The sequence below is a fragment of the Lactobacillus helsingborgensis genome, assembly GCF_000970855.1.
In the GTDB taxonomy this organism is placed as follows: domain Bacteria; phylum Bacillota; class Bacilli; order Lactobacillales; family Lactobacillaceae; genus Lactobacillus; species Lactobacillus helsingborgensis.
Map to the genome: position 1 here is coordinate 1022676 of NZ_KQ034046.1, position 19384 is coordinate 1042059.

The following is a 19384-nucleotide window of genomic DNA, read 5'->3' on the forward strand; positions in this document are numbered from 1 at the left end:
CTTTTTTGATTACCACATGCCGATAACTTTAGTCCAAACCAGACCGCCGCCTAACCAGATGATGTTAAGTACAACACCAATTATGGCGCTTAGTTTCCACCAATCTTTGTTAGAAACATAGCCTGTTGAAGAAAGCAAAGCGGCAGGACCTGCCGAATAGCTTGAAGTTGACAAGTATAAAGAACCGTCCAAAGCTAGCATTAACGCTGCCATCATAGGTGGCACTCCGGCGCCGATCGCAATTGAGAGAAATCCTGCATATAGAGCAGAAATTTGTGTAGAAACACTTGGGAATAAATAGTGGAGGTAGAAGTAAACCAAGAATAAGATTACCAGTACTAAAACCCAGTTCATACCATGAAGTGCACTACCTAAAGTCTTTGAGAACCAAGGGAAAAAGCCCAAAGTCATTAATTTTTGAGACATCAACATGATAATTGAAAGCCAAGTTAAGATGTTCCAAGCAAAACTTTGACCTAAAATATCCTTAACATTGATGACGCCAAATACCAATAGTAATGCAACTGCAATAAAGCTGACTAAAGTAGCGTCAATGCCAAACTTAGAGCCTACTAACCATAATGCAACTGACAGGACAAAAACCACACCCATAATTTTTTCTGCAGCTGTCATTTTGCCTAATTCTTGTAATTTTTTGTCTGCCCAAGCATGAGCATTAGGTGTTTCTTTGATCTTAGGAGGGTAAATTTTATATAGAATAAAAGGTACTAATATTAAGGAAATTATGCCTGGTACGATTGCAGCTACAAACCATTGCATCCAGGAAATAGTAACGTTTTGGGTCTTTGCTATTCCTAATGCCACCATGTTACCGGCTAAACCAGTTAGAAACATGGTGGATGTAACGATGTTAACTTCGTATTCTGTAAAGACCAGGAATGAACCCATGTCACGCTCAGTTCCCTTTTTAGGATCTGAACCCATTTCTCTTGATAAGTTATCAATAATTGGGTACATAATACCGTTAACACGAGCGTTGTTACTTGGGATACCAACTGCCAGAACAGTCTCCACTAGGGATAAGGCATAAGCCAAACCTAAAGTTCTCTTGCCAAAAGTTTTGACAAAGAAGTAGGCAATTCTTTTACCAAGACCCGATTTAATAAAGCCGGCCGCCATAAACATACACATAGCGACCATCCATGCCGTGGAATTACCAAAGCCGGCAGTGACTTCTTCCATCTTAAAAATACCGGTTAATGTAGCAATTACCACCGCTATTATTGTAGTTGCCATCATTGGTAATGGTTTAGTTACACAGGCAATTATAGTTGCAATAAATATGGCGAATAGGTGCCAGGCTTGAACGTTAATTGCCGCTGGTTTTAATGGAGTTAACAGCCATAAGCCAATGCCAATAGCTAGTGGTAAAACCCACTTTTTCCATTGAATTTTATCTGACATTTCTTTATTCTCCTTTAGAGCTATTTTGTGCTTTCTTAATCGCCGCATTCACGGCTTCCTTTAAAGCATTAGTTGTGGTAGAAGCTCCTGAAACTGCATCAACATTCGTAGAATTATTACTTACCATTTCCTGGGGTATACGGTCAATGGCTACAGCGCCAATTCCTTCCGTTTCATGATTTTCTAGTACTTCAATTTTTTTGATTTCATTATCAAAATAGGTCACGCGAACCAAAATCCTACCGCCAATACCTGCTTCAGAAGATCCTAGAAACTGATTTTGTCCCAGCTCAATTTGATCGTCCTTTTCACCATCCAAAAGATCATTAATTCGCGGCAACTTCTTCGTTAAATTAATCGAATCTTCAATTGGCTCTAACTTGGCAGCATTTTCTCCAGCAATTTTGCCAAAAATCAAGCATTCAGCTAAGTTGCCACCGCCCTGATAACGATTGACGCACATTCCGCCAAGCTCACCAGCTGTGTAGAGACGTTTGATTGGTTGATTGTTGACATCAAGTACACGGGCTAACTCATCATGTTCTGGTCCACCTTGGGTATTAAGCACTGCGGGAGCCAATTTAACTGCATGGACGTCATCTTTTAAATCGAAACTAGTCATTGACTCAGGTGCACGACCAAATTCCATATCCTTGCCGTTAGTGGCAAACTCGTTAAATTGCGAAACAGTATTTTCCAGATTTGCGGTCGGTACATTCATTTTTTGAGCTAATTCAGCCAGTGAACCGGCACTAACAACCTTGTCAAAGAACTTACCGTACTTGAGTTTTCCTTGTTTCTGTTCTAAGACAAACTTTTGATATTGCTGATTATCAAAGACCAACCAAGCATTGTCGTAAGCGTGAGGCAATAGATAGTCTCCATGTTCAGCGATATGACCATGTCTGAATTTGGCATCTTCACGCATAAAGCGAGTGCCGTCGTCTGCCACCGCAAAAATCGCACCTGATTTGACATTTTGCCAGCCGCTAACTTGCCGACCACGCTCATTTTCACCTTCAGCAATTACATAGCTGGGGACGATGCCTAATGACTCATAATTGCTCATGTGCCACATTTTTGCTCCAACTTCAGCAGTCATTTTAATCCCGTCACCCTTATTATAGAGAGTGCCCAGCGGAGTTAATTTAGTGACGTGCAGGTAATCTTGCTGCATCTGCTCATTATTTTCAAATCCACCTGTAGCAACAATTACTCCTTTGCGAGCATGAATATAATATTGTTTCTTATTACGATTAATAATTACTCCAGCTATTTCACCAGTTGCCTCGTCCTGCAATAAATGCTCTGCTTTAGAATTAAGCCAGACATCAATGTTGGCAGCATTTTTGACTACTTGAGCACGAATTACTTTCCATAGTTCAGCATCAAAGTCTTGATTATGAACCAGAGCAAAATCAAAGGTTTCAGAGCCGCGATATTCAGGATACTCACATAAATTCTTTTTCTTTGCTAAATGGTCACCCGGTTGATTATCACGTGACCAGATAAAAGGATCAATACCAAAATACTTCTTAAAATATTGCGGCATATTAACAAAGCCATCAAGATAAACAGCCATTGTTTTCTGATCAAAATTATATGGCGCTGCCAGCTGCTCATAATATTCAGCAATCTTCTTTCTATCATGTGCCATAGCAACATGCTGTGCTGAATAACGGGTGTTACCACCCTCATGACCATAAGGAGCAGCGTCAACTAATAAGACTTGAGCACCATTTTCTGCCGCAAAACGAGCTGCCGTGCCTCCGGCTCCACCGAAACCTAAAACGACTACATCATACACACCATTCCACTTAGTTTTTTCGTTGATTTTCATTTTTGCACTTCTTTACTGCTTTTCAGCGTTCTCAATTGCTTGGTTGACCGCTTCTTTAAAAGCAGCACTAGTTGTACTTGCGCCACTGACCGCATCAACCTCTGTAGTTTGTTTTTCAATCATTTCATTAGTTAGAACGGGAATTGCTTTACCTCCCAAATAAGGCGTTTCTTTTTCTTGCAGTGTTTCAATTTGAGAAATCTTATCACCTGACATCGTGACGCGTACCACAATTGGGACATCATTAATGCCATTTTCACTTATTCCAATCCCCTGATTAGGTCCAGATTCAAAATCGGTTGAAGAAGCATGAGCATCAGATTTTAGATCAGGGTTTTCTGAAGCACCTGTAACTACATCAACTTCAGCCATTTTTCTTTTTGGCCACGCAGCATTTTCTCCTGCAATTTTGCCAGAAATTAACAAATCAGCAATACTGTTTGCACCAATATATTTGGTAGCAAAAATATCTCCTAATTCACCGGCTTCATATAAATGAGGAATAACATTATTCTCCATGTCCAAAACTTCGCAATTTTCATTACGACGAGCGCCACCATGCGTGTGCAGAATGTTGTGGCGAATTGGGATAGCATAATATGGGCCTGCACCAAAAGCACGCATTGTTTCAATTTTGCGATTTAAAAACATATCGCGCTTTTTTTCATTGACTAAAAAGTTAAAATCACTGACAGCTTCGGCCAATTTTGGTGCGGCAATCTTGTCAGCTAATTCGGCAATAGTTTCAGCTTTTATTGCATAGGTAATCAGGCTCTTAATTTGTTCAGCCTTATCTGAGTCATCATGAGCTAGTTGCTCAAATTGCCTTTGATCCATGATGATATGTGGATGATTTTGATTAGGCTGCATAATCCAGTTGCCGTGGTTATATTTGTAACCATGACGGTCTTCTTCGTCTTCACGGTAATACCGCGTGCCGTCATCGCCAGCAACGAAAATACTACCATTAAATAAGCTTTTCCAGTTGATCATATAGGCAAATTTTTCTCTTGGCGCGCCTTCTCTTAAAGAAAAACCATGTGAATCATAGTTAGACATATGCCACAGTCTAGCGCCAGCTTCAACTGCCAAATCAATTCCTTTACCTTGATTATACAAAGTACCAATTGGAGCTAAAGAACCTTGACCTAAAAATGTTTGAACCATATCTTGGTTATTTTCAAAGCCGCCACATGATAGAACTACACCATTTCTGGCAGCCACATTTCTATTTATACCTTGATGTTTAATTTGCACACCTAAAATGGTTTTAGTGTTAGGATCCTGAATTAAGTGTTGTGCGGGACTTTCAAACCAAACATCAATTTTGTCTAAACGCTCGTAAACTTTTTTACGTAATAATTTCCAGAATCCGCCATTATACATACCAGCAGTCATGCTTTGTGAGCGCATTGTTTCTGCATGCTTGTATTCCGGATATTCTCCTTGAGGTCTTCTCCCAGTATATTGTGCTTCAATGCCAAAATATTTTTGAGAGTACTCCTTCATCTTCAAAACATTATTGACAAAAGCGTCTAAATCTTTTGGATCATACTTAAAGGGATAATAAGTTTGCTTATAATATTCACGGAGATCAGCAAAATTATCGCTCCAAGCAAAAGCACCACCAGCATACCTGGTATTGCCACCTTCATGACCTTCGGGAGCTGAGTCAATGAGGAGAACGTGCGCATTATTATCTGCCGCAAATCTTGCTGCACCGGCACCAGCTCCGCCGAATCCGACGACAATTACGTCGTAAACGGCGTCCCATTTGAGAGTTGAATCGTAGATCAAATTTTTCACCATCACTTTCTTATAAACTATTCTTAACCCAAATATATCCTCACCAACTTTTTAAGTCTAATTAAATTTTTTGAAAAAATATTCTAGTTTCATAATACAAAATACTATTGTAGCAACTTGTTATTGTACATTAAAGTTAAATTTAATATAATTTAATCAGATATATTTATAAATTTTATTTATTTAGGAAGTACTCATGAATGAAAAAGACTTATTATATTTTTGTAAATTAGTCGAAACTGGTAACTATACCACTACAGCCGCATTCTTTGACGTTACCCAGCCCACAATTTCCATGGCAGTGAAGCGGTTGGCAGATAAGTTCGATGATCCACTAATATTGCAAAAAAATCGCAAAAGTAAAATAACTTTGACTGATGCCGGCGACTTACTTTATAAAAGAGCAAAAATTCTATTGCAAGATATCGCCAGCATCAATTATGATGTGATGCATGCCAGTGACAAAAAAATTCGGCTTGCCTTTTCTGGGGAAGCCGGTAGCCTTTACATCGCCGATATTATACAAAAATTTTATCAAGCAAATATTGCTAATTTAATTGAATCTAGAATCGAAAGATCGGCTAACGCATTCTCTGATTTAACTGATGGCACTGTAGATGTGGCGATATATTCGTGGATGGTTCCTATTAATGATCCCGAATATTTTATTCATAACCTGCAAAGAACTGAACTAGTCATTATTACCAGTACGAGCGACAAGTGGCGGGATGTCCACCAAATTAATGCATCCGACTTACGCAACCGCAAGTTTGTGGCTCGTAAAAGAGGCTATTTAACTAGAGAATGCCTGGAACAGGAAGCAAAATTAGGCGATTTTACGCCACAGATTTCATACACAGCTACTACAATGAGAATGATGATTGAATTAGTTAAACGCAATGTAGGGATTGCTCTTGCTATGGAAAGCAGTCTAAAAGAGGTTTCTGATATTCACGTCATTCGGTTAAAACCAGGGCAAAAATTGTGGGCATACATGCAGATAGCAATGAGAAAGAGCTTTATACCTAACAAATATCAGCGCAAAGGGATCGAAATACTGCGACATTTTAAACCAGATGAATATCAATAATTTGGGCATAAAAAAACTCATGACTTTTCAGTCATGAGTTTTTGATATTACAGTTGAACTTTATGATAAAAGATTAAACAATAATGCAGCTAATGTACCACCAAGAAACGGACCAAAGACTGGAACCCAACTATAAGACCAATCTGAGTCTCCTTTGTTAGCTATTGGCATAAATTGATGTGCTAGTCTTGGACCAAGGTCACGAGCCGGGTTAATAGCGATTCCAGTAGGTCCTCCCAAGGAAAGACAGATTGCTGTAATCAAAAATCCGGCTAATAGTGGATTCAATCCAGGAGCCAACTTAATATTGGTCAATCCGAGTAAACCGTAAACTAAGACAAATGTTGCAATCATTTCAGTAAAGAAATTCCAACCATAGCTCCTAATTGCCGGTTCCGTAGCGAAAGAACCTAAAATTCCTCCTTTATCAGTTGTTTTTGCCCAATGTGGGTAGTATGTCAACCAAACTAGGATACCACCAATAAAGCCGCCGGCTATTTGTGCCACAATATATGGCAAAACTGAAGACCAAGGTAATTTATTTGCAATTGCCATACCTAATGACACTGCTGGGTTAAAATGCCCTGGACAAAGCCAACTGACACAGAACACGCCAAATGTTACAGCGAAGCCCCAGCCAAAAGAAATTGCGACCCAGCCGCTGCCTTCAGCTTTTGACTTTTTTAGATTGACACCGGCGCAAACGCCATCTCCTAGCAATACTAAGATGATAGTTCCGAAAAACTCACCCATTAATTGCATTGTTAAGTTACTATTCATTTTTATCTCCTACTATGATTATTGAGCCCTTTAAAGTCTCAAAATAATTATTAGTAGTAAACTGTCCCCATTTAGAATATATTACTTTATTAGTTTAATGTAAACCCTTTCTGCAATAAAAAATATTGTGAGCTCACTTTTTAATTTTTAATGGTTCTAGTTGCTGTTCAATCTCAGACAGATCAACTCCAGCTTCTACCAAAGCTGCTGCCGTATATGCTCCTTCAATAAAAGAGACATCATACACATGTATTTTCTTAGAAGTCATTTCTTGCGCCAGTTCCAAATTCATTTTGGCACTACCTAAATCATAAAAGGCCAGAATTTCGCTTGTTTGATTATCACTAAATGCTTGCAAAATTTTATCCATACTGGTACCGATGTCTTGATCATTTGTACCACCAGCAATCGTAATAGGAACATCTTTAGCTACTTGCTTTAAGAGCTGGTTCAAACCTTTTGTAATTTCTGGGACGTGTGAAACTAGTGTAATTCCTAAATTCATAGAATACCCTCAGTTTCTAATAATGCCTTAAAAAGATAGCCGCTTGATTGAGAACCGGGGTCAATATGACCCTTCGATCTTTCTCCTAAATATGATGCCCGCCCTTTTTTAGCCACCATTTCTTTAGTATGAGCTACTGCTTCATCGATTTTAGCGGCTGTTAAAGAATGGTCTTTTACTTCAGGAACTAATTCTGTCCAAACATCAACCATAGTTTTATCACCAGGAACAGCTCCACCACGCTTTTTTATTCCAGTTAATGCTGCTTCTAATAACTCACCGATATCACTGGTGGAGCTGCTTTTTTTAGCCATTTCTAAAAAAGCAGTACCGTAAAGTGGTCCCGAAGCACCACCAACAGTAGAAATTAAAGTCATAGCAATTTGCTTAAAAGCATCTGTAATAGAATCTGGCATCGTACTTAATTTTTGACTAACAGCGCTCATACCGCGGCTCATATTAAAGCCGTGATCACCATCACCAATTGCAGTGTCAAGATCACTTAAATATTGTTTATTTTGCTCAATTTTAGTGGCAAAATTATTCATCCATTCAACTAAGTTATTAACAGTTAACCCCATATTACAAACTCCTTTGTGATTACCAAGCTATTGTTTCAACCGGCTTATTCAAATACTCCAGCCATTTCTCATCTGCTAATTCAAAAATAGTAAGAGAAATACCAGCCATATCTAAAGAAGTCATATAATTGCCGACTTTCATAAATGACGGATTGACGTTAAACTCATTTAGTTTATCAAGTAAATCATTACTAAAAATGTACTGTTCCATTAAAGGAGTCGCACCCATGCCATTAACTAAAACCGCATATTTTTTGTGCCCTTCTAAGTGCATCTCATCGTTCAATTTTCCAACTAATTCTGTGACTAGATCTTTTGCCGGTCTAATTTTTTCACGACGATAACCTGGTTCAGAGTGAATGCCAACGCCATATTCAATTTCATCATCTTTTAAAACAAAACCTGGTTTGCCAGTTTCTGGATTGGTTGCAGCTGAAAGGGCAACAGCAATAGTCTTAATATTCGGCAAGACCTTTTTAGCAGTAGCATCAATTTCGTCTAAACTAGCACCTTCTTGAGCTAATGCCCCTACAATTTTATGCATGAAAATTGTCCCTGCAACACCGCGTCTTCCTTGAGTAAAAGTACTATTTTCAACAGCAATATCATCATCAACGACAATGGATTTAACTTTGATATTATCCATATCAGCCATATCTTTTGCCATATCAAAGTTCATGACATCTCCGGAATAGTTCTTAATAACTAAGAAAACTCCTTTACCTTGATCAACAGCTTTAATTGCTTCATAAATTTGATCTGGGGTTGGCGATGTAAAGACTTGTCCGCAAACAGCTGCACTTAGCATACCTTTACCAACAAAACCAGCGTGAGTAGGCTCATGACCTGAACCGCCCCCGCTGACAATGCCGACTTTGCCGCTCATTGAGTCTTTATCTGCTCTTACAACTGCTGCAGTATCTTTTATTTTTTCAAGATATTGCGGGTAGGATCTCACCATACCATCAACCATTTCTGGTACAACATTAGCAGGATCATTAATAATTTTCTTCATGACTTATACTCCTTAAACAAACTGAAAAAACAATTTAATTGTAACGCTTACATTATTTATTATACCAAGTACAGATTGCATAAACCATTGAGTCTGCAAAAATTATATATTTTGATAGCAAAAAAGCTTTAGTTTTCTTGTAAAAAGATTAACTAAAGCTTTTTAAAAATTTTGTTTTTAAAAGACCTGTTATTTTCTGATAACCTGATACCGATTGGCACGATTATTATCTGGCTGTTCAGCAGCATGTCCGCAAGCTACTATCACACATGTCTGAAAACCAGCAGGAATACCCAATTCTTTTTGCAAATCACTCGCAGAATTAAGAACTAAAGCCGCATTCATCAAATAAACTGAACCTAAGTTTAGCTCTGCAGCTTCAATCATTAAATTCTCTGCCGCTACTGAGGCATCCCTCTCGCCAAAACTACTATCTTTTTTGACGTTAATGACAAACAACAATGGAGCATTATAGCAAGCATTATTTGTTACCTGCTCTATCTTAGACAATAAGGTTTCATCTTCGACAACCGTCATTTGCATTACATCTGCCTCATGCATGCCGCATGGAGCAGCCTGAAAAGCAGAAATCAATTTATTGATGTCCCCTGGAGCAACCTTTTCACTGGTGTATTTTCTAACAGCTACTCTTTTTAAAACTGGATCAGTCATTTGTATGCCTCCTAGAAAACAAAAACTAAATTATTTAATAACCGCTTTACCGGTCTTGTGAACTAAATCAGACCATTTTAAGAATTCTGTATCAGAAATTCCTACAAACTTTTTGCCTTTGACCTTCTTGACGCTAAATACAAAAACTGTCTTACCTTTTTTAACGTAAGAATATTTATTGCCTTTTACCAGAAGCTTGCCTTTGCTATTGTAGACTTTAGCATTCCGTTTGACTTTATAGCTGGCAACTTTAAAAAGTTTCACATTACCGGGCTTGATGTATTCATCCTTCTTACTTTTCTTACCATTGACTGATATTTGCAAGTAACTCTTATTTTTAACCGTCTTAAGACCAATAATTGAAAGAATTGTTCCCTTTTTCAGCTTTTTGTTTTTAATTCTTTTACCTTTACTATCATAAATATAGGCATTTTTCTTTAACTTAACAGTTTTACCAACATACTTAAACGCGTTACTGGTATTAGTAGTATTCTTGTTAGGTTCCTTATTAGTATCTGACGGGGACGAAGTATTATTCTTATCTCCTGTTGTATTCGTCTGATTTTGATCAGTATTAGTGCTGGTATTGGTATTTCCTTCAGCTGTATTGGTGCTTGAAGCAGTAGTCTGATTTTGACTTGAAGAAGCTGCAGCTGTATCTGCGGCCAAAACCGGTCTGCTCGTACTCAAACCAATAGTCAGAGTAGCAACCCCAACTATACTTAACAATAGTCTTTTCTTCATATTGACACCTCATTATTAAAAAACTTATTTATATACATTCTACTACTTTGAATAAATAATTTCTTGTCTGCCAGTGAAAACAGGCTGTACATAAACTAATTTAACCAATGATTAATACTTTTACCACTTATATTATAAGGTAATAATTTCATTTTTGCTTTATACTAGTAAAGAATGAAATTGAAACTTACGCTTCAAAGGAAGGACTCCATGGAAAAGCAGCAAAAAGAACCAATCGAAATTTTGGTCACTATTGACCAGAATTATATCAAACCACTTGAAGTAATGATGTACTCACTTAAACTCAACAACTTGAATGAAAATTTTCGGGTCTGGCTGATTTACGACAATATCAATCGGCACTCTTTGACTAAATTAAAAAAATTTGGGGCAAAGATAGGCATTGACGTAATGACGCTAACAATGAATAAAAATATTAGTTTTCCCGATTCCCTGCTTAACTTGCATGACTATCCTAAAGAAATGTATTTCAGATTACTATCAAGCAAGATTTTGCCAGCTGATTTGCATCGCATTATTTACCTGGATCCCGATATATTAGTAATCAATTCCATCGTCCCTTTATGGCAATTAGACTTACAGGGTAAAATGTTTGCTGCCTCAGTACATGAAGGTTTAACCGACATTATGAGTTCAATTAATAACATTAGGCTTGGCACGTCAACTGGATATTTTAATTCAGGAATAATGCTAATGGATTTAGACCAGATGCGTGTAAAAATAAATATTGAGGATATTACACAGGCAATTGAAGAACACCACGACACTTTAATTTTGCCAGACCAAGATATATTAAATTACTTGTACGGTGAGGACATTTTAAAAATACCCGAAACAAGATGGAACTATGATGCCAGGGCATTTTCAGTTTACTTGACAAGAAGTACGGGTGAAATTAATACTGAATGGGTTATGAAAAACACTTCGATTTTGCATTTTTGTGGTAAGCCAAAACCCTGGCAAAAAGAAAAACATTCTCGTTTCAAACCCTTGTATTTGAATTACCAACAAATGGTCAATCGCCTGTTAAAACAAGAAAAATAAATATAACATTTAGCGTTTTACTGTTGAAGGAAGCTATATCTGTGCTAAAATAATAAAAGTTGCCGAATATCAAGCGACACAATGCTTGACGTGGTCTAGGTATAGAAAATACTCGGCTATTTTTAGCATTGAATGTGTAATATTTTTTATAGAAAAGAGAAGAATTATGGCTTCAATTAACAAATCTGAACTTACTAAAGAAGTTGCAGCAAAAACTGACCTTAAGCAAAAGGATGCTGAAAAAGTTATCGACGCTTTAATTGAATCAATTAAAGACAATTTGGCAAAAGGCGAAAAGGTACAAATTATTGGTTTTGGTTCTTTTGAAGTACGTGATCGTGCTGCTAGAAAAGGTAGAAACCCACAAACTGGTAAGACTTTGACCATTCCTGCAACCAAAGTACCAGCATTCAAGCCTGGTAAAGCATTAAAGGATGCAGTTAAATAATTTCTATTAATAAATACGAAAAAACAACGAGTTTTTAGCTCGTTGTTTTTTATATTTAATGATTTTGATGATTTAACTTGGTAGCGAAGAAGTCACCAATCACTTGAATGATAAATATTAGAATAATGACTAAAGCTGTCGCAACAAACGTTACGTCATTATTAAACCTATTGTAACCGTATGAAATAGCTGTATTACCTAGTCCTCCTGCTCCAATAGCACCGGCCATTGCTGTCAGTCCAATTAAACTGATAATTGTAACTGTAGAAACACGTGCAAGCTCAGATCTTGCTTCATTAATATAGACATTAAAAATAATGTCCCAAATTGTAGCTCCCAAACTTTGAGCAGCTTCAATTTTACCGTGATCAACACTTTCAAGTGCGACTTGTACTTGACGGGCGTAAAAAGGGAAAACTCCCAAAGTTAGAGGAACAAGTGCAGCCTTGACGCCAATCTGAGTGCCCACTATTTTTTGAGTGACTGGTGCGATAAATGCCAGCAAGATAATAAATGGGATTGCCCTGAAAATCGAAACTATTTTGTCACAAATATTAAACCAGAATTTGTTTGGTCTAATACCATCACTTTTAGTTAAAACTAGAATAACTCCGAAGATTAATCCTAATATGCCACCAAAAATACCAGACCAAAAAGTCATAAATAATGTTTGAATAATGCTGGTACCCCAGCCGGTATCACCTAACCAGCCTAACTGCACCACATTAGGAAAAACACTGTTAAACCAACTACTCATATAGGTCCCCCTTTTCGTTTAGTCGAGTAACTGCCACTTTTTCTTTTCTTAAAAAGTCCACTGTTGCTTGTTGTTTGTCTTTGTCGCCTTTAACTTGAACTAGCAATGTACCAATTGGTTCGTCATCTAATAATTCCACGTTACCATATAACATACTTGCTTCAACGCCAATTTGACGGTACAAATCAATGATGATGGTTTTGGTCACATTTGCCATACTATAGACTAATTGGTAAATTGCTTCGTTATCATTAAGTTTGTCCAAATTAAGTGACTTAAGCGTATTAATGACTTCAAGGGAGCCACCAACAAAACTTTTAGTAAGATCATTTTGTGGATGAAGCACCACATCACGCAAGTTGCCTTTTTCAATTATTTGACCAGATTGCATCAAAGCAACTTTGTTACAAATTTTCTTAACAGCACCCATTTCGTGTGTGATTAAAATGATTGTCAGATTAAGGTCTTTTTGTAACTTTTTTAGTAAAGATAAAATTTGTGCAGTATTTTGAGGGTCAAGAGCACTAGTAGCCTCATCAGAGATTAGAATATCTGGTTCATTTGCAAGTGCGCGGGCAATCGCAACCCTTTGCTGCTGCCCACCTGAAAGCTGAGCTGGGTAAAAGTTGGCCTTCTCTTTTAAATCGACCAGGTCCAATAAATTTAGTGATTTTTCCTTTATTTCTTTTTCTTTCAGACCAGAATGCTTTAGGGCAAAGGATACGTTGTCAACTACACTAATTTCATTTAGCAAGTTAAAGTTTTGAAAAATCATGCCGATCTTTCTACGCGCTAATTGTAAATTTTTATTAGCTATCACTTGCTTGCCGTCTTTGACAAAATCAGTATCATTGACTCTAATGTTTCCGGCAGTTGGTTTCTGCAACAAGTTAACAGTTCTTACTAAAGTAGACTTGCCTGCTCCAGAAAAACCTACGATGCCATAGATATCACCCTTTTCTACCGTTAAATTAACGTCGTGAACAGCATGTACAACCTTTCCTTTTTTGTCAGCGAAATCAACATTAACATGTTCTAATTCAACAATCCCCATTACATTCTTCTCCGATCATTAAAACTTAACGTCCCAAGCTGGTTTACTCATATCACCATAAAACTTCTTGTCTAAGCGCTTAGTTTCAGCTGTTTGATATGACTTTACTACAGCTAAATAATCTTTATTCTTTTCCTGACCTTTCTTTGCACAAATGATATTTACCCATTGTAAAGAATCTTTATTAACTGGTTCAATGAAGATAGTTTGCTTCTTACCTAAGCCTGCAGGACCGGCAAAGTCATTGTTAACTACAGCGGCATCAACAGAATTAATTACTCGACCACATTGATCAGCACTAACTTCTTTAACTTTGATGTTCTTAGAGGTTTTAATTACGTCTGCAGCAGAAACTAAAATTTTACCTTTGCGTAACTTAATTAAACCAGCATTTTTAAGAACAAATAATGCACGTGATTCATTACTTGCGTCATTTGGAACAGCAATCGTAGCGCCCTTCGGTATCTCACTTAATTTATGGTACTTCTTGGAGTATAACCTAATTGGGTTAATTTCAGTCCGACCAATTGCAACTACACCGCCTTTATTTGCCTTATTCCAAGCTTTAAGAAAGGCATAGTGTTGAAAAGCATTGAGGTCAATATCACCACTTTTAACAGCTTTATTAGGTTGGTTATAATCAGTAAAGTTTTTAATCTTAATTGTTACCCCGTACTTTTTCTTTGCCAAAGCAGCAGCATGTTGCCAAATAATTTGCTTGGGCTTGGTTTCACTAACAATACCCACAGTGACAACGTGATTGCTCTTTTGATTATCACCTTTTTTACCAAAACTAAACCAAGCAATAGCTACTACAACTATAGCTACCACAACTCCAATAATTATATTGCGACTTTTCTTTGTCATTTGAAAAACCTCCCAATTTTTCAATAAAAAAAAGCACTCATCCTAACATAAGGACGAGTGCTTCGTGTTACCACCTTTATTTTATTTATTACTCACGTAATAAATCTCACTAGCTATCTACCAATAGCTTGCAATTCTAACGGATGCAACTCCGCCACTAGCTAAATATCACCAGCAGTCATCATTTCGAGCCCATGTTCACTACACTTCGTTAACTAACTCTCACCAAACGTTAGCTCTCTTTATTAACTTGAGTAATAGTTACTCTGCTTTTCAAGATGTATTAATTATTTAATTGTTTATTAATTTAGCATTTAAAATTTATTCTGTCAACCACAAAATTAAAATTATTTGCTATTTTCATGGTATGACTTTATTTGGTCAAAATAAAAACGTCCGACTGCAAAAGTAACTATTCCCATACCGATTACTTGCCACCAATAATTATGATCCAGGTTCTCTGCTAAAATAAAACTGCTTATCAAGGTTAGGATACAGATGATTAAAATTAGACTAGATGTTAATATTCGTCTCATTAGATTGCTCCTTTCTTTTATATGTTAAAAAGTCAAATGAATATTTATTCTGCTCATCAGGGTAATGACTTTCTTTTTTAATCAAACTAAATTCATCATATTTGATTGGAATCATTGTTGTGTCAGCAGTGAAAGTTGCTTTTATTGCCGTTTTTTCCAAGTAGTCTGCCTGCTTAATTAAAGCTTTAAAAACCGAATTGCCTCCTATCACACATAAATTCTGGTTTTTATGTTTTTCAACCCATTCTTGTAATTCATTCTTTGACTGCACAATTACGACATTTTTGTTATTTTGATATTTTCTTTTTAATTCTTTACTAGTTGTCAGAACTACATGTTTTCTGCCCGGCAAGACTTTAGGCAGGCTCATAAAAGTTTTACGCCCCATTATTATTGAGTGACCATAAGTTATTTCTTTAAAGTGGTGTAAATCCAAGGGCAATTTCCACGGTAAATGCCCCTCTATACCAATTTGATGTTGTTGATCTTCAGCCCATACAAAAGTAATCATTTGTTCTCCTTTAACTTAATTATACCGTTTTTGAGTGCACTTTGGGAAATACTCGCATATCTGCCGTTTATTTTTAAACGACAAATCAATTTACACATGATTTTCGCTTTTAATATTGCTATAGTTATTTAAGTAGATAAAATGATGGAGGAAAAAATGACTAAAGCGGATCAATTTACAGATGAAAAATACAACCTAATGAAACAGACAGAAGCCGATTTAATAAGGGACTTGCAAGCTGTAGTCAAGGAACCTGAAAAAGAAGCAGAGCTTAGCGCTGAAATTTTTAAAAAGCATCAGAAATGGCTACAAATCATTATGCCTAATTATTCACCTGAAATACATTTGGGAATTGTTAGTGCCTATGACACTGATACCCGTTATCAGTCATATTATGATGATAAGGCGGGAAAAGGTGCAACCAAAATTTTAAGCAGAATTGTCAAGAAACATTTAGCAAAATAAAAAGTTCTTCCTAACAGAAGAACTTTTTTAATGGAACCAATGTGTGTGCTTATCCGTAAAAGCTAATAAATCATTGCTTAAATACAAAATGTAGGTCAAAAATAATGTCAGATTTGCATCCCCCTGAAAAGCAGTTACACCCCAAAGTATTATTGCTAAAATCCCCTGAATAGTCCAAAAATAATATTGCTCTCTATAATGCAACATACAAAGCATCGAACCAGTAATACCGACTGCACCTGCGGTGGCATCAATCCAGGGTCTGGGACTGATAAAAATTCGGGTATCCATTAAATAAAGCAGGCTTAAAACAACAGAGAAAAATAATAAGCTAAAAACCCAATTTTTAAAATTCAAACCACGAATATGTTTTTCAGCATTTTTCGTCCAAGACGGCAAGAGCAAAACTGGTAAGTCTAAAAGAAAAATATAGATGGCTTGCAAAATAATGTTGGCATAATTTTGCGCAGCAACAGAAACGATAATATAAATAATACTTGAAACTAACCCCAATATGCCGTTAATCGGTCTGGCATTTGTGATAGCAAGAGTGCAAGTAAATCCCAATATGGCTGCTACCATGGTAATTAGTGAAATAAAGTTTACTGACGATGAAAAAGTGGTGCCGATAATAACACCTATTCCCAACATCAATAACATATAAGTCTTAAAACTCCAACCCCGCATTTGGTTGATATACCATTGCATTTTAAAAATTCCAGTATTCAGCTGCATTTTCATTTTTTAAATCTATCCCTCCATCAAAATTGAATGAAAACATGTTTTTAATCATACCATACTTGAAGTGTGGGAAAAGAAATCGAACTTTTATCTGATAAAAATGTGCCACCTAAAATTGGATTATTTACTATGGCTAATTGCCCATTTTAACAAAAAAGGTGATAAAACAGTGGTCATAATAATAGCTCCAATCACAGTAGAATAAGCAGACGGCGCCAGTAAATGATTAGACAGACCTATTTGTGCAACCACCAGAGCCATTTCTCCGCGAGTAACCATTCCCGTTCCGACCAAAAAAGCGTTTGAATTGGTAAAACCAGCTATTTTTGCCCCTAAGCCAGCTCCAATTAATTTTGAAAGTATGCTCCCTACCGTTAAAAGCAAAAACAGTAAGAAATCATTGGCAATGCTTTTAATGCTCATTTCTAGGCCAATGCTGATAAAAAAGACCGGAATAAAGCTGCTGTAACCAATAGCAGTAAAATTTTGTTTTAAGCTTTTTTGAGCTTGAGTTTTGCTTAAAGCCAATCCAGTAAAAAATGCCCCAATGACATTGCTCAGACCAACAATTTCTGCTCCCCAAGCACTTAAAATGATCACTATCATAGCTATAAGAGTCTCCGAAGCTGGTAAGGTGATTTTTTGACTTAACTTAAATAGTCGCGGTATTATCTTGACGCTGATAAAAGCCAGCAAAAATAAGTAAAGAATTTGCAGGAATATCGCCAATATTAATTTTAAACCGGCACTATTTTTGGCGGTTGCAACCCCGATCATACTTGTAGCAACGCTTAATAATAAAATCGAAAGTAAGTCATCAACCACTGCTGCTCCTAAAATAGTCAGCCCCTCTTTGCTGTTTAATCGACCCATTTCCTGCAAAACAGCCACCGAAATTGAAACAGAAGTTGCCGCAAAAGTTAATCCTAAAAAGATGCTTTCTAATTGTGAAAAATGAAAAAAGATGCCAGTGGCATAAGCTACTATGATTGGTATTATCATTCCGCACACAGCTACCAAAAAACTGGGACGTAATAATTTGACTAATATCTTTAGATCACTTTCTAAACCAGCTAAAAACATTAATAGAATTACTCCCAAATCAGAAAAGACTTTTATCATGTCATTTGGTTGCACAATGTTTAATACTGCCGGGCCTACTATAATCCCGGCAAGAAGTTCACCTATGACCGCTGGTAAATTCAATCTATTGCTTAACTGGCCGCCAATTAGTGTTGCCAGCAAAATGATAAATAAAGTTTCTAAGAATTGCATTTTAAATCTACTTTCCACATAAAAAAGACCTTCAAAAATCAGACAGGCAACCCAAACCTGAAACTAATTCTTGAAAGTCTATGACTCCAACCTAATACTTATTAGTATTGATATTATAACAAACTTACCTAATAGCTGCTAAATTAAGCGGATAACAGCCAAAGAAACTATCCCCACTAACACAATAACCAACAATGACTTACTAATAATCGCGGCGGCAAAAGTTGGAATTGATGCTAAAACATACTCCACATTAAATTGGGGTAAGTGTCCCGGTTTTGCGAGCAATAAATTACTGAACCAAAGCGCAGACATAATCACAATTGGCACAAATGAAAGAAAATCAACCAATTTTTCTGGTAAAGAAAATTTTTTTAACAAAATGAAGGGAATTATCCTTGATAACCAGGTCGCAAGACCGCAGCCTAAAATCGTTAACAACGTATAATTAGAAGAAGACATACTTAAGCACCATTCCTAAACTACAACCAATCAGGGTTACCACTATCACAACCATATTTGCTGGTAAGACAATTGTCAGTAAATACGTCAAAACAAAAGTGATTGCTATGACAATAATCTGCAAAAGTTTCTGCAATTTTTTATCACCAACAACTTGCAAATATAATAAGCCAATAAACATGGCTACAAGAGCAAAATCAAGTCCAAATTTCTCTGGACTAGTAACAAAACTGCCTAGGAATGAACCAATCAGAGTGGCAATTAACCAAGTTATGTAAGACACAATATTTGCGGTATTAAACCAATCGAAGGTCATTTTACCAGAGGTATAATTAACCTTATTCATGCTCAGGGCAAAACTCTCATCTGTCAGAAAAGTGCCGATCAGAATGCCCTTACCCAAATTATCTTTTTTAAAATACCTTGCTACCGTGGTGCTCATTAAAATCATACGGGAATTGACTAAAAAAGTAGCCAAAATGATTGAAGCAATAGGACTGCCCGCAGCCAACATGCTCACAGTAGTGAATTGGGCAGAGCCAGCGTATATAATTACAGACATCAAAAAGACATTTAAAGTAGAAAAACCACTTGCTTTGCCAATAATGCCAAAAGCCATGCCAATACCAACGTAGCCAAAGACTGTTGGAATTGCATCTATCACTGCAGCACGTTTAGTTAATGAGCTATCCATCTTGCACCTCTTTATCTTGAAACATTAATATAAAATTAAATTGAAGTTAGC

At 36.7% G+C, this 19384-nt stretch carries 22 protein-coding genes and 1 other annotated feature; of the genes, 4 read left to right on the top strand and 18 right to left on the bottom strand.

Features of this window, described 5'->3' with window-relative positions:
- Positions 1–9 precede the first annotated feature (9 nt).
- The 3 genes from JF73_RS04750 to JF73_RS04760 are packed head-to-tail and all read right to left on the bottom strand — an operon-like array spanning position 10 to position 5062.
- Entirely contained in the window at positions 10–1425 is a 1416-nt protein-coding gene (locus JF73_RS04750; protein WP_046327187.1) for a DASS family sodium-coupled anion symporter, read from the bottom strand.
- Between the two features lie 4 nt (positions 1426–1429).
- Positions 1430–3265, bottom strand: coding sequence for an FAD-dependent oxidoreductase (locus JF73_RS04755; protein ID WP_046327188.1), 1836 nt, complete (start codon positions 3263–3265; stop codon positions 1430–1432).
- 12 nt (positions 3266–3277) lie between these two features.
- Complete coding sequence (locus JF73_RS04760; RefSeq protein ID WP_046327410.1) at positions 3278–5062, bottom strand: FAD-binding protein; 1785 nt, start codon at positions 5060–5062, stop codon at positions 3278–3280.
- 205 nt (positions 5063–5267) lie between these two features.
- Here JF73_RS04760 and JF73_RS04765 point away from each other — a divergent pair, with 205 nt between their 5' ends.
- Positions 5268–6161, top strand: a complete 894-nt coding sequence (locus JF73_RS04765) for a LysR family transcriptional regulator (RefSeq protein WP_046327189.1) — start codon at positions 5268–5270, stop codon at positions 6159–6161.
- A gap of 60 nt (positions 6162–6221) precedes the next feature.
- On the opposite strand, the gene JF73_RS04770 is transcribed toward JF73_RS04765, so the two are convergent.
- The 6 genes from JF73_RS04770 to JF73_RS04795 all read right to left on the bottom strand — a co-directional run bounded on the left by JF73_RS04770 (position 6222) and on the right by JF73_RS04795 (position 10458).
- The gene (locus JF73_RS04770; RefSeq protein ID WP_046327190.1) at positions 6222–6941 is read right to left on the bottom strand and encodes an MIP/aquaporin family protein; all 720 of its coding nucleotides are present in this window, start codon (positions 6939–6941) and stop codon (positions 6222–6224) included.
- A 133-nt stretch (positions 6942–7074) separates the two neighbouring features.
- Entirely contained in the window at positions 7075–7446 is a 372-nt protein-coding gene (gene dhaM, locus JF73_RS04775; RefSeq protein ID WP_046327191.1) for a dihydroxyacetone kinase phosphoryl donor subunit DhaM, read from the bottom strand.
- Positions 7443–8027: a dihydroxyacetone kinase subunit DhaL gene (dhaL, locus tag JF73_RS04780; protein ID WP_046327192.1), complete on the bottom strand. Its 585-nt coding sequence runs from the start codon at positions 8025–8027 to the stop codon at positions 7443–7445. The genes dhaM and dhaL overlap by 4 nt, the downstream gene beginning before the upstream one ends.
- 19 nt (positions 8028–8046) lie before the next feature.
- Positions 8047–9042: a dihydroxyacetone kinase subunit DhaK gene (dhaK, locus tag JF73_RS04785; RefSeq protein WP_046327193.1), complete on the bottom strand. Its 996-nt coding sequence runs from the start codon at positions 9040–9042 to the stop codon at positions 8047–8049.
- Positions 9043–9231: 189 nt separating this feature from the next.
- The gene (locus JF73_RS04790) at positions 9232–9714 is read right to left on the bottom strand and encodes a nitroreductase family protein (RefSeq protein WP_046327194.1); all 483 of its coding nucleotides are present in this window, start codon (positions 9712–9714) and stop codon (positions 9232–9234) included.
- A gap of 30 nt (positions 9715–9744) precedes the next feature.
- Positions 9745–10458: an SLAP domain-containing protein gene (locus JF73_RS04795; RefSeq protein WP_046327195.1), complete on the bottom strand. Its 714-nt coding sequence runs from the start codon at positions 10456–10458 to the stop codon at positions 9745–9747.
- A 210-nt stretch (positions 10459–10668) separates the two neighbouring features.
- Between JF73_RS04795 and JF73_RS04800 the strand changes: the two genes are divergently transcribed.
- Both JF73_RS04800 and hbs read left to right on the top strand, forming a co-directional pair.
- Positions 10669–11523, top strand: coding sequence for a glycosyltransferase family 8 protein (locus tag JF73_RS04800; RefSeq protein WP_046327196.1), 855 nt, complete (start codon positions 10669–10671; stop codon positions 11521–11523).
- 166 nt (positions 11524–11689) lie between these two features.
- Positions 11690–11971, top strand: coding sequence for a non-specific DNA-binding protein Hbs (hbs, locus tag JF73_RS04805; protein ID WP_038522851.1), 282 nt, complete (start codon positions 11690–11692; stop codon positions 11969–11971).
- 55 nt (positions 11972–12026) lie between these two features.
- Here the strand turns inward: hbs and JF73_RS04810 are convergent, their stop codons facing one another.
- The 5 genes from JF73_RS04810 to JF73_RS04825 all read right to left on the bottom strand — a co-directional run bounded on the left by JF73_RS04810 (position 12027) and on the right by JF73_RS04825 (position 15696).
- Positions 12027–12728: a methionine ABC transporter permease gene (locus JF73_RS04810; protein ID WP_038522854.1), complete on the bottom strand. Its 702-nt coding sequence runs from the start codon at positions 12726–12728 to the stop codon at positions 12027–12029.
- Positions 12721–13782, bottom strand: a complete 1062-nt coding sequence (locus tag JF73_RS04815) for a methionine ABC transporter ATP-binding protein (RefSeq protein ID WP_046327197.1) — start codon at positions 13780–13782, stop codon at positions 12721–12723. The genes JF73_RS04810 and JF73_RS04815 overlap by 8 nt, the downstream gene beginning before the upstream one ends.
- A gap of 18 nt (positions 13783–13800) precedes the next feature.
- Complete coding sequence (locus tag JF73_RS04820; protein WP_038522860.1) at positions 13801–14649, bottom strand: MetQ/NlpA family ABC transporter substrate-binding protein; 849 nt, start codon at positions 14647–14649, stop codon at positions 13801–13803.
- A gap of 46 nt (positions 14650–14695) precedes the next feature.
- Positions 14696–14935, bottom strand: a binding site (T-box leader).
- A gap of 61 nt (positions 14936–14996) precedes the next feature.
- Complete coding sequence (locus JF73_RS09625; RefSeq protein WP_143435077.1) at positions 14997–15185, bottom strand: hypothetical protein; 189 nt, start codon at positions 15183–15185, stop codon at positions 14997–14999.
- Positions 15163–15696, bottom strand: coding sequence for a dihydrofolate reductase (locus JF73_RS04825; RefSeq protein ID WP_046327198.1), 534 nt, complete (start codon positions 15694–15696; stop codon positions 15163–15165). The genes JF73_RS09625 and JF73_RS04825 overlap by 23 nt, the downstream gene beginning before the upstream one ends.
- 156 nt (positions 15697–15852) lie before the next feature.
- Between JF73_RS04825 and JF73_RS04830 the strand changes: the two genes are divergently transcribed.
- Complete coding sequence (locus tag JF73_RS04830) at positions 15853–16161, top strand: TipAS antibiotic-recognition domain-containing protein (RefSeq protein ID WP_052727775.1); 309 nt, start codon at positions 15853–15855, stop codon at positions 16159–16161.
- 27 nt (positions 16162–16188) lie between these two features.
- Here JF73_RS04830 and pnuC read toward each other — a convergent pair whose 3' ends face one another.
- The 4 genes from pnuC to JF73_RS04850 form a co-directional block, all read right to left on the bottom strand.
- A complete protein-coding gene (pnuC, locus tag JF73_RS04835) occupies positions 16189–16902 on the bottom strand; it encodes a nicotinamide riboside transporter PnuC (RefSeq protein ID WP_046327199.1) in 714 nt (237 codons plus the stop codon).
- A 120-nt stretch (positions 16903–17022) separates the two neighbouring features.
- Positions 17023–18177: a cation:proton antiporter gene (locus JF73_RS04840; protein ID WP_046327200.1), complete on the bottom strand. Its 1155-nt coding sequence runs from the start codon at positions 18175–18177 to the stop codon at positions 17023–17025.
- A gap of 138 nt (positions 18178–18315) precedes the next feature.
- Complete coding sequence (locus JF73_RS04845) at positions 18316–18639, bottom strand: AzlD domain-containing protein (RefSeq protein WP_046327201.1); 324 nt, start codon at positions 18637–18639, stop codon at positions 18316–18318.
- The gene (locus JF73_RS04850; protein ID WP_046327202.1) at positions 18626–19333 is read right to left on the bottom strand and encodes an AzlC family ABC transporter permease; all 708 of its coding nucleotides are present in this window, start codon (positions 19331–19333) and stop codon (positions 18626–18628) included. The genes JF73_RS04845 and JF73_RS04850 overlap by 14 nt, the downstream gene beginning before the upstream one ends.
- Positions 19334–19384 lie beyond the last annotated feature (51 nt).

Excerpts from the sequence above, each read along its gene's own strand:
- JF73_RS04750 (WP_046327187.1), bottom strand. The coding sequence starts at position 1,425 with ATGTCAGATAAAATTCAATGGAAAAAGTGGGTTTTACCACTAGCTATT.
- JF73_RS04755 (WP_046327188.1), bottom strand. The coding sequence starts at position 3,265 with ATGAAAATCAACGAAAAAACTAAGTGGAATGGTGTGTATGATGTAGTC.
- JF73_RS04765 (WP_046327189.1), top strand. The coding sequence starts at position 5,268 with ATGAATGAAAAAGACTTATTATATTTTTGTAAATTAGTCGAAACTGGT.
- JF73_RS04770 (WP_046327190.1), bottom strand. The coding sequence starts at position 6,941 with ATGAATAGTAACTTAACAATGCAATTAATGGGTGAGTTTTTCGGAACT.
- dhaM (WP_046327191.1), bottom strand. The coding sequence starts at position 7,446 with ATGAATTTAGGAATTACACTAGTTTCACACGTCCCAGAAATTACAAAA.
- dhaL (WP_046327192.1), bottom strand. The coding sequence starts at position 8,027 with ATGGGGTTAACTGTTAATAACTTAGTTGAATGGATGAATAATTTTGCC.
- dhaK (WP_046327193.1), bottom strand. The coding sequence starts at position 9,042 with ATGAAGAAAATTATTAATGATCCTGCTAATGTTGTACCAGAAATGGTT.
- JF73_RS04790 (WP_046327194.1), bottom strand. The coding sequence starts at position 9,714 with ATGACTGATCCAGTTTTAAAAAGAGTAGCTGTTAGAAAATACACCAGT.
- JF73_RS04795 (WP_046327195.1), bottom strand. The coding sequence starts at position 10,458 with ATGAAGAAAAGACTATTGTTAAGTATAGTTGGGGTTGCTACTCTGACT.
- JF73_RS04800 (WP_046327196.1), top strand. The coding sequence starts at position 10,669 with ATGGAAAAGCAGCAAAAAGAACCAATCGAAATTTTGGTCACTATTGAC.
- hbs (WP_038522851.1), top strand. The coding sequence starts at position 11,690 with ATGGCTTCAATTAACAAATCTGAACTTACTAAAGAAGTTGCAGCAAAA.
- JF73_RS04810 (WP_038522854.1), bottom strand. The coding sequence starts at position 12,728 with ATGAGTAGTTGGTTTAACAGTGTTTTTCCTAATGTGGTGCAGTTAGGC.
- JF73_RS04815 (WP_046327197.1), bottom strand. The coding sequence starts at position 13,782 with ATGGGGATTGTTGAATTAGAACATGTTAATGTTGATTTCGCTGACAAA.
- JF73_RS04820 (WP_038522860.1), bottom strand. The coding sequence starts at position 14,649 with ATGACAAAGAAAAGTCGCAATATAATTATTGGAGTTGTGGTAGCTATA.
- JF73_RS09625 (WP_143435077.1), bottom strand. The coding sequence starts at position 15,185 with ATGAGACGAATATTAACATCTAGTCTAATTTTAATCATCTGTATCCTA.
- JF73_RS04825 (WP_046327198.1), bottom strand. The coding sequence starts at position 15,696 with ATGATTACTTTTGTATGGGCTGAAGATCAACAACATCAAATTGGTATA.
- JF73_RS04830 (WP_052727775.1), top strand. The coding sequence starts at position 15,853 with ATGACTAAAGCGGATCAATTTACAGATGAAAAATACAACCTAATGAAA.
- pnuC (WP_046327199.1), bottom strand. The coding sequence starts at position 16,902 with ATGAAAATGCAGCTGAATACTGGAATTTTTAAAATGCAATGGTATATC.
- JF73_RS04840 (WP_046327200.1), bottom strand. The coding sequence starts at position 18,177 with ATGCAATTCTTAGAAACTTTATTTATCATTTTGCTGGCAACACTAATT.
- JF73_RS04845 (WP_046327201.1), bottom strand. The coding sequence starts at position 18,639 with ATGTCTTCTTCTAATTATACGTTGTTAACGATTTTAGGCTGCGGTCTT.
- JF73_RS04850 (WP_046327202.1), bottom strand. The coding sequence starts at position 19,333 with ATGGATAGCTCATTAACTAAACGTGCTGCAGTGATAGATGCAATTCCA.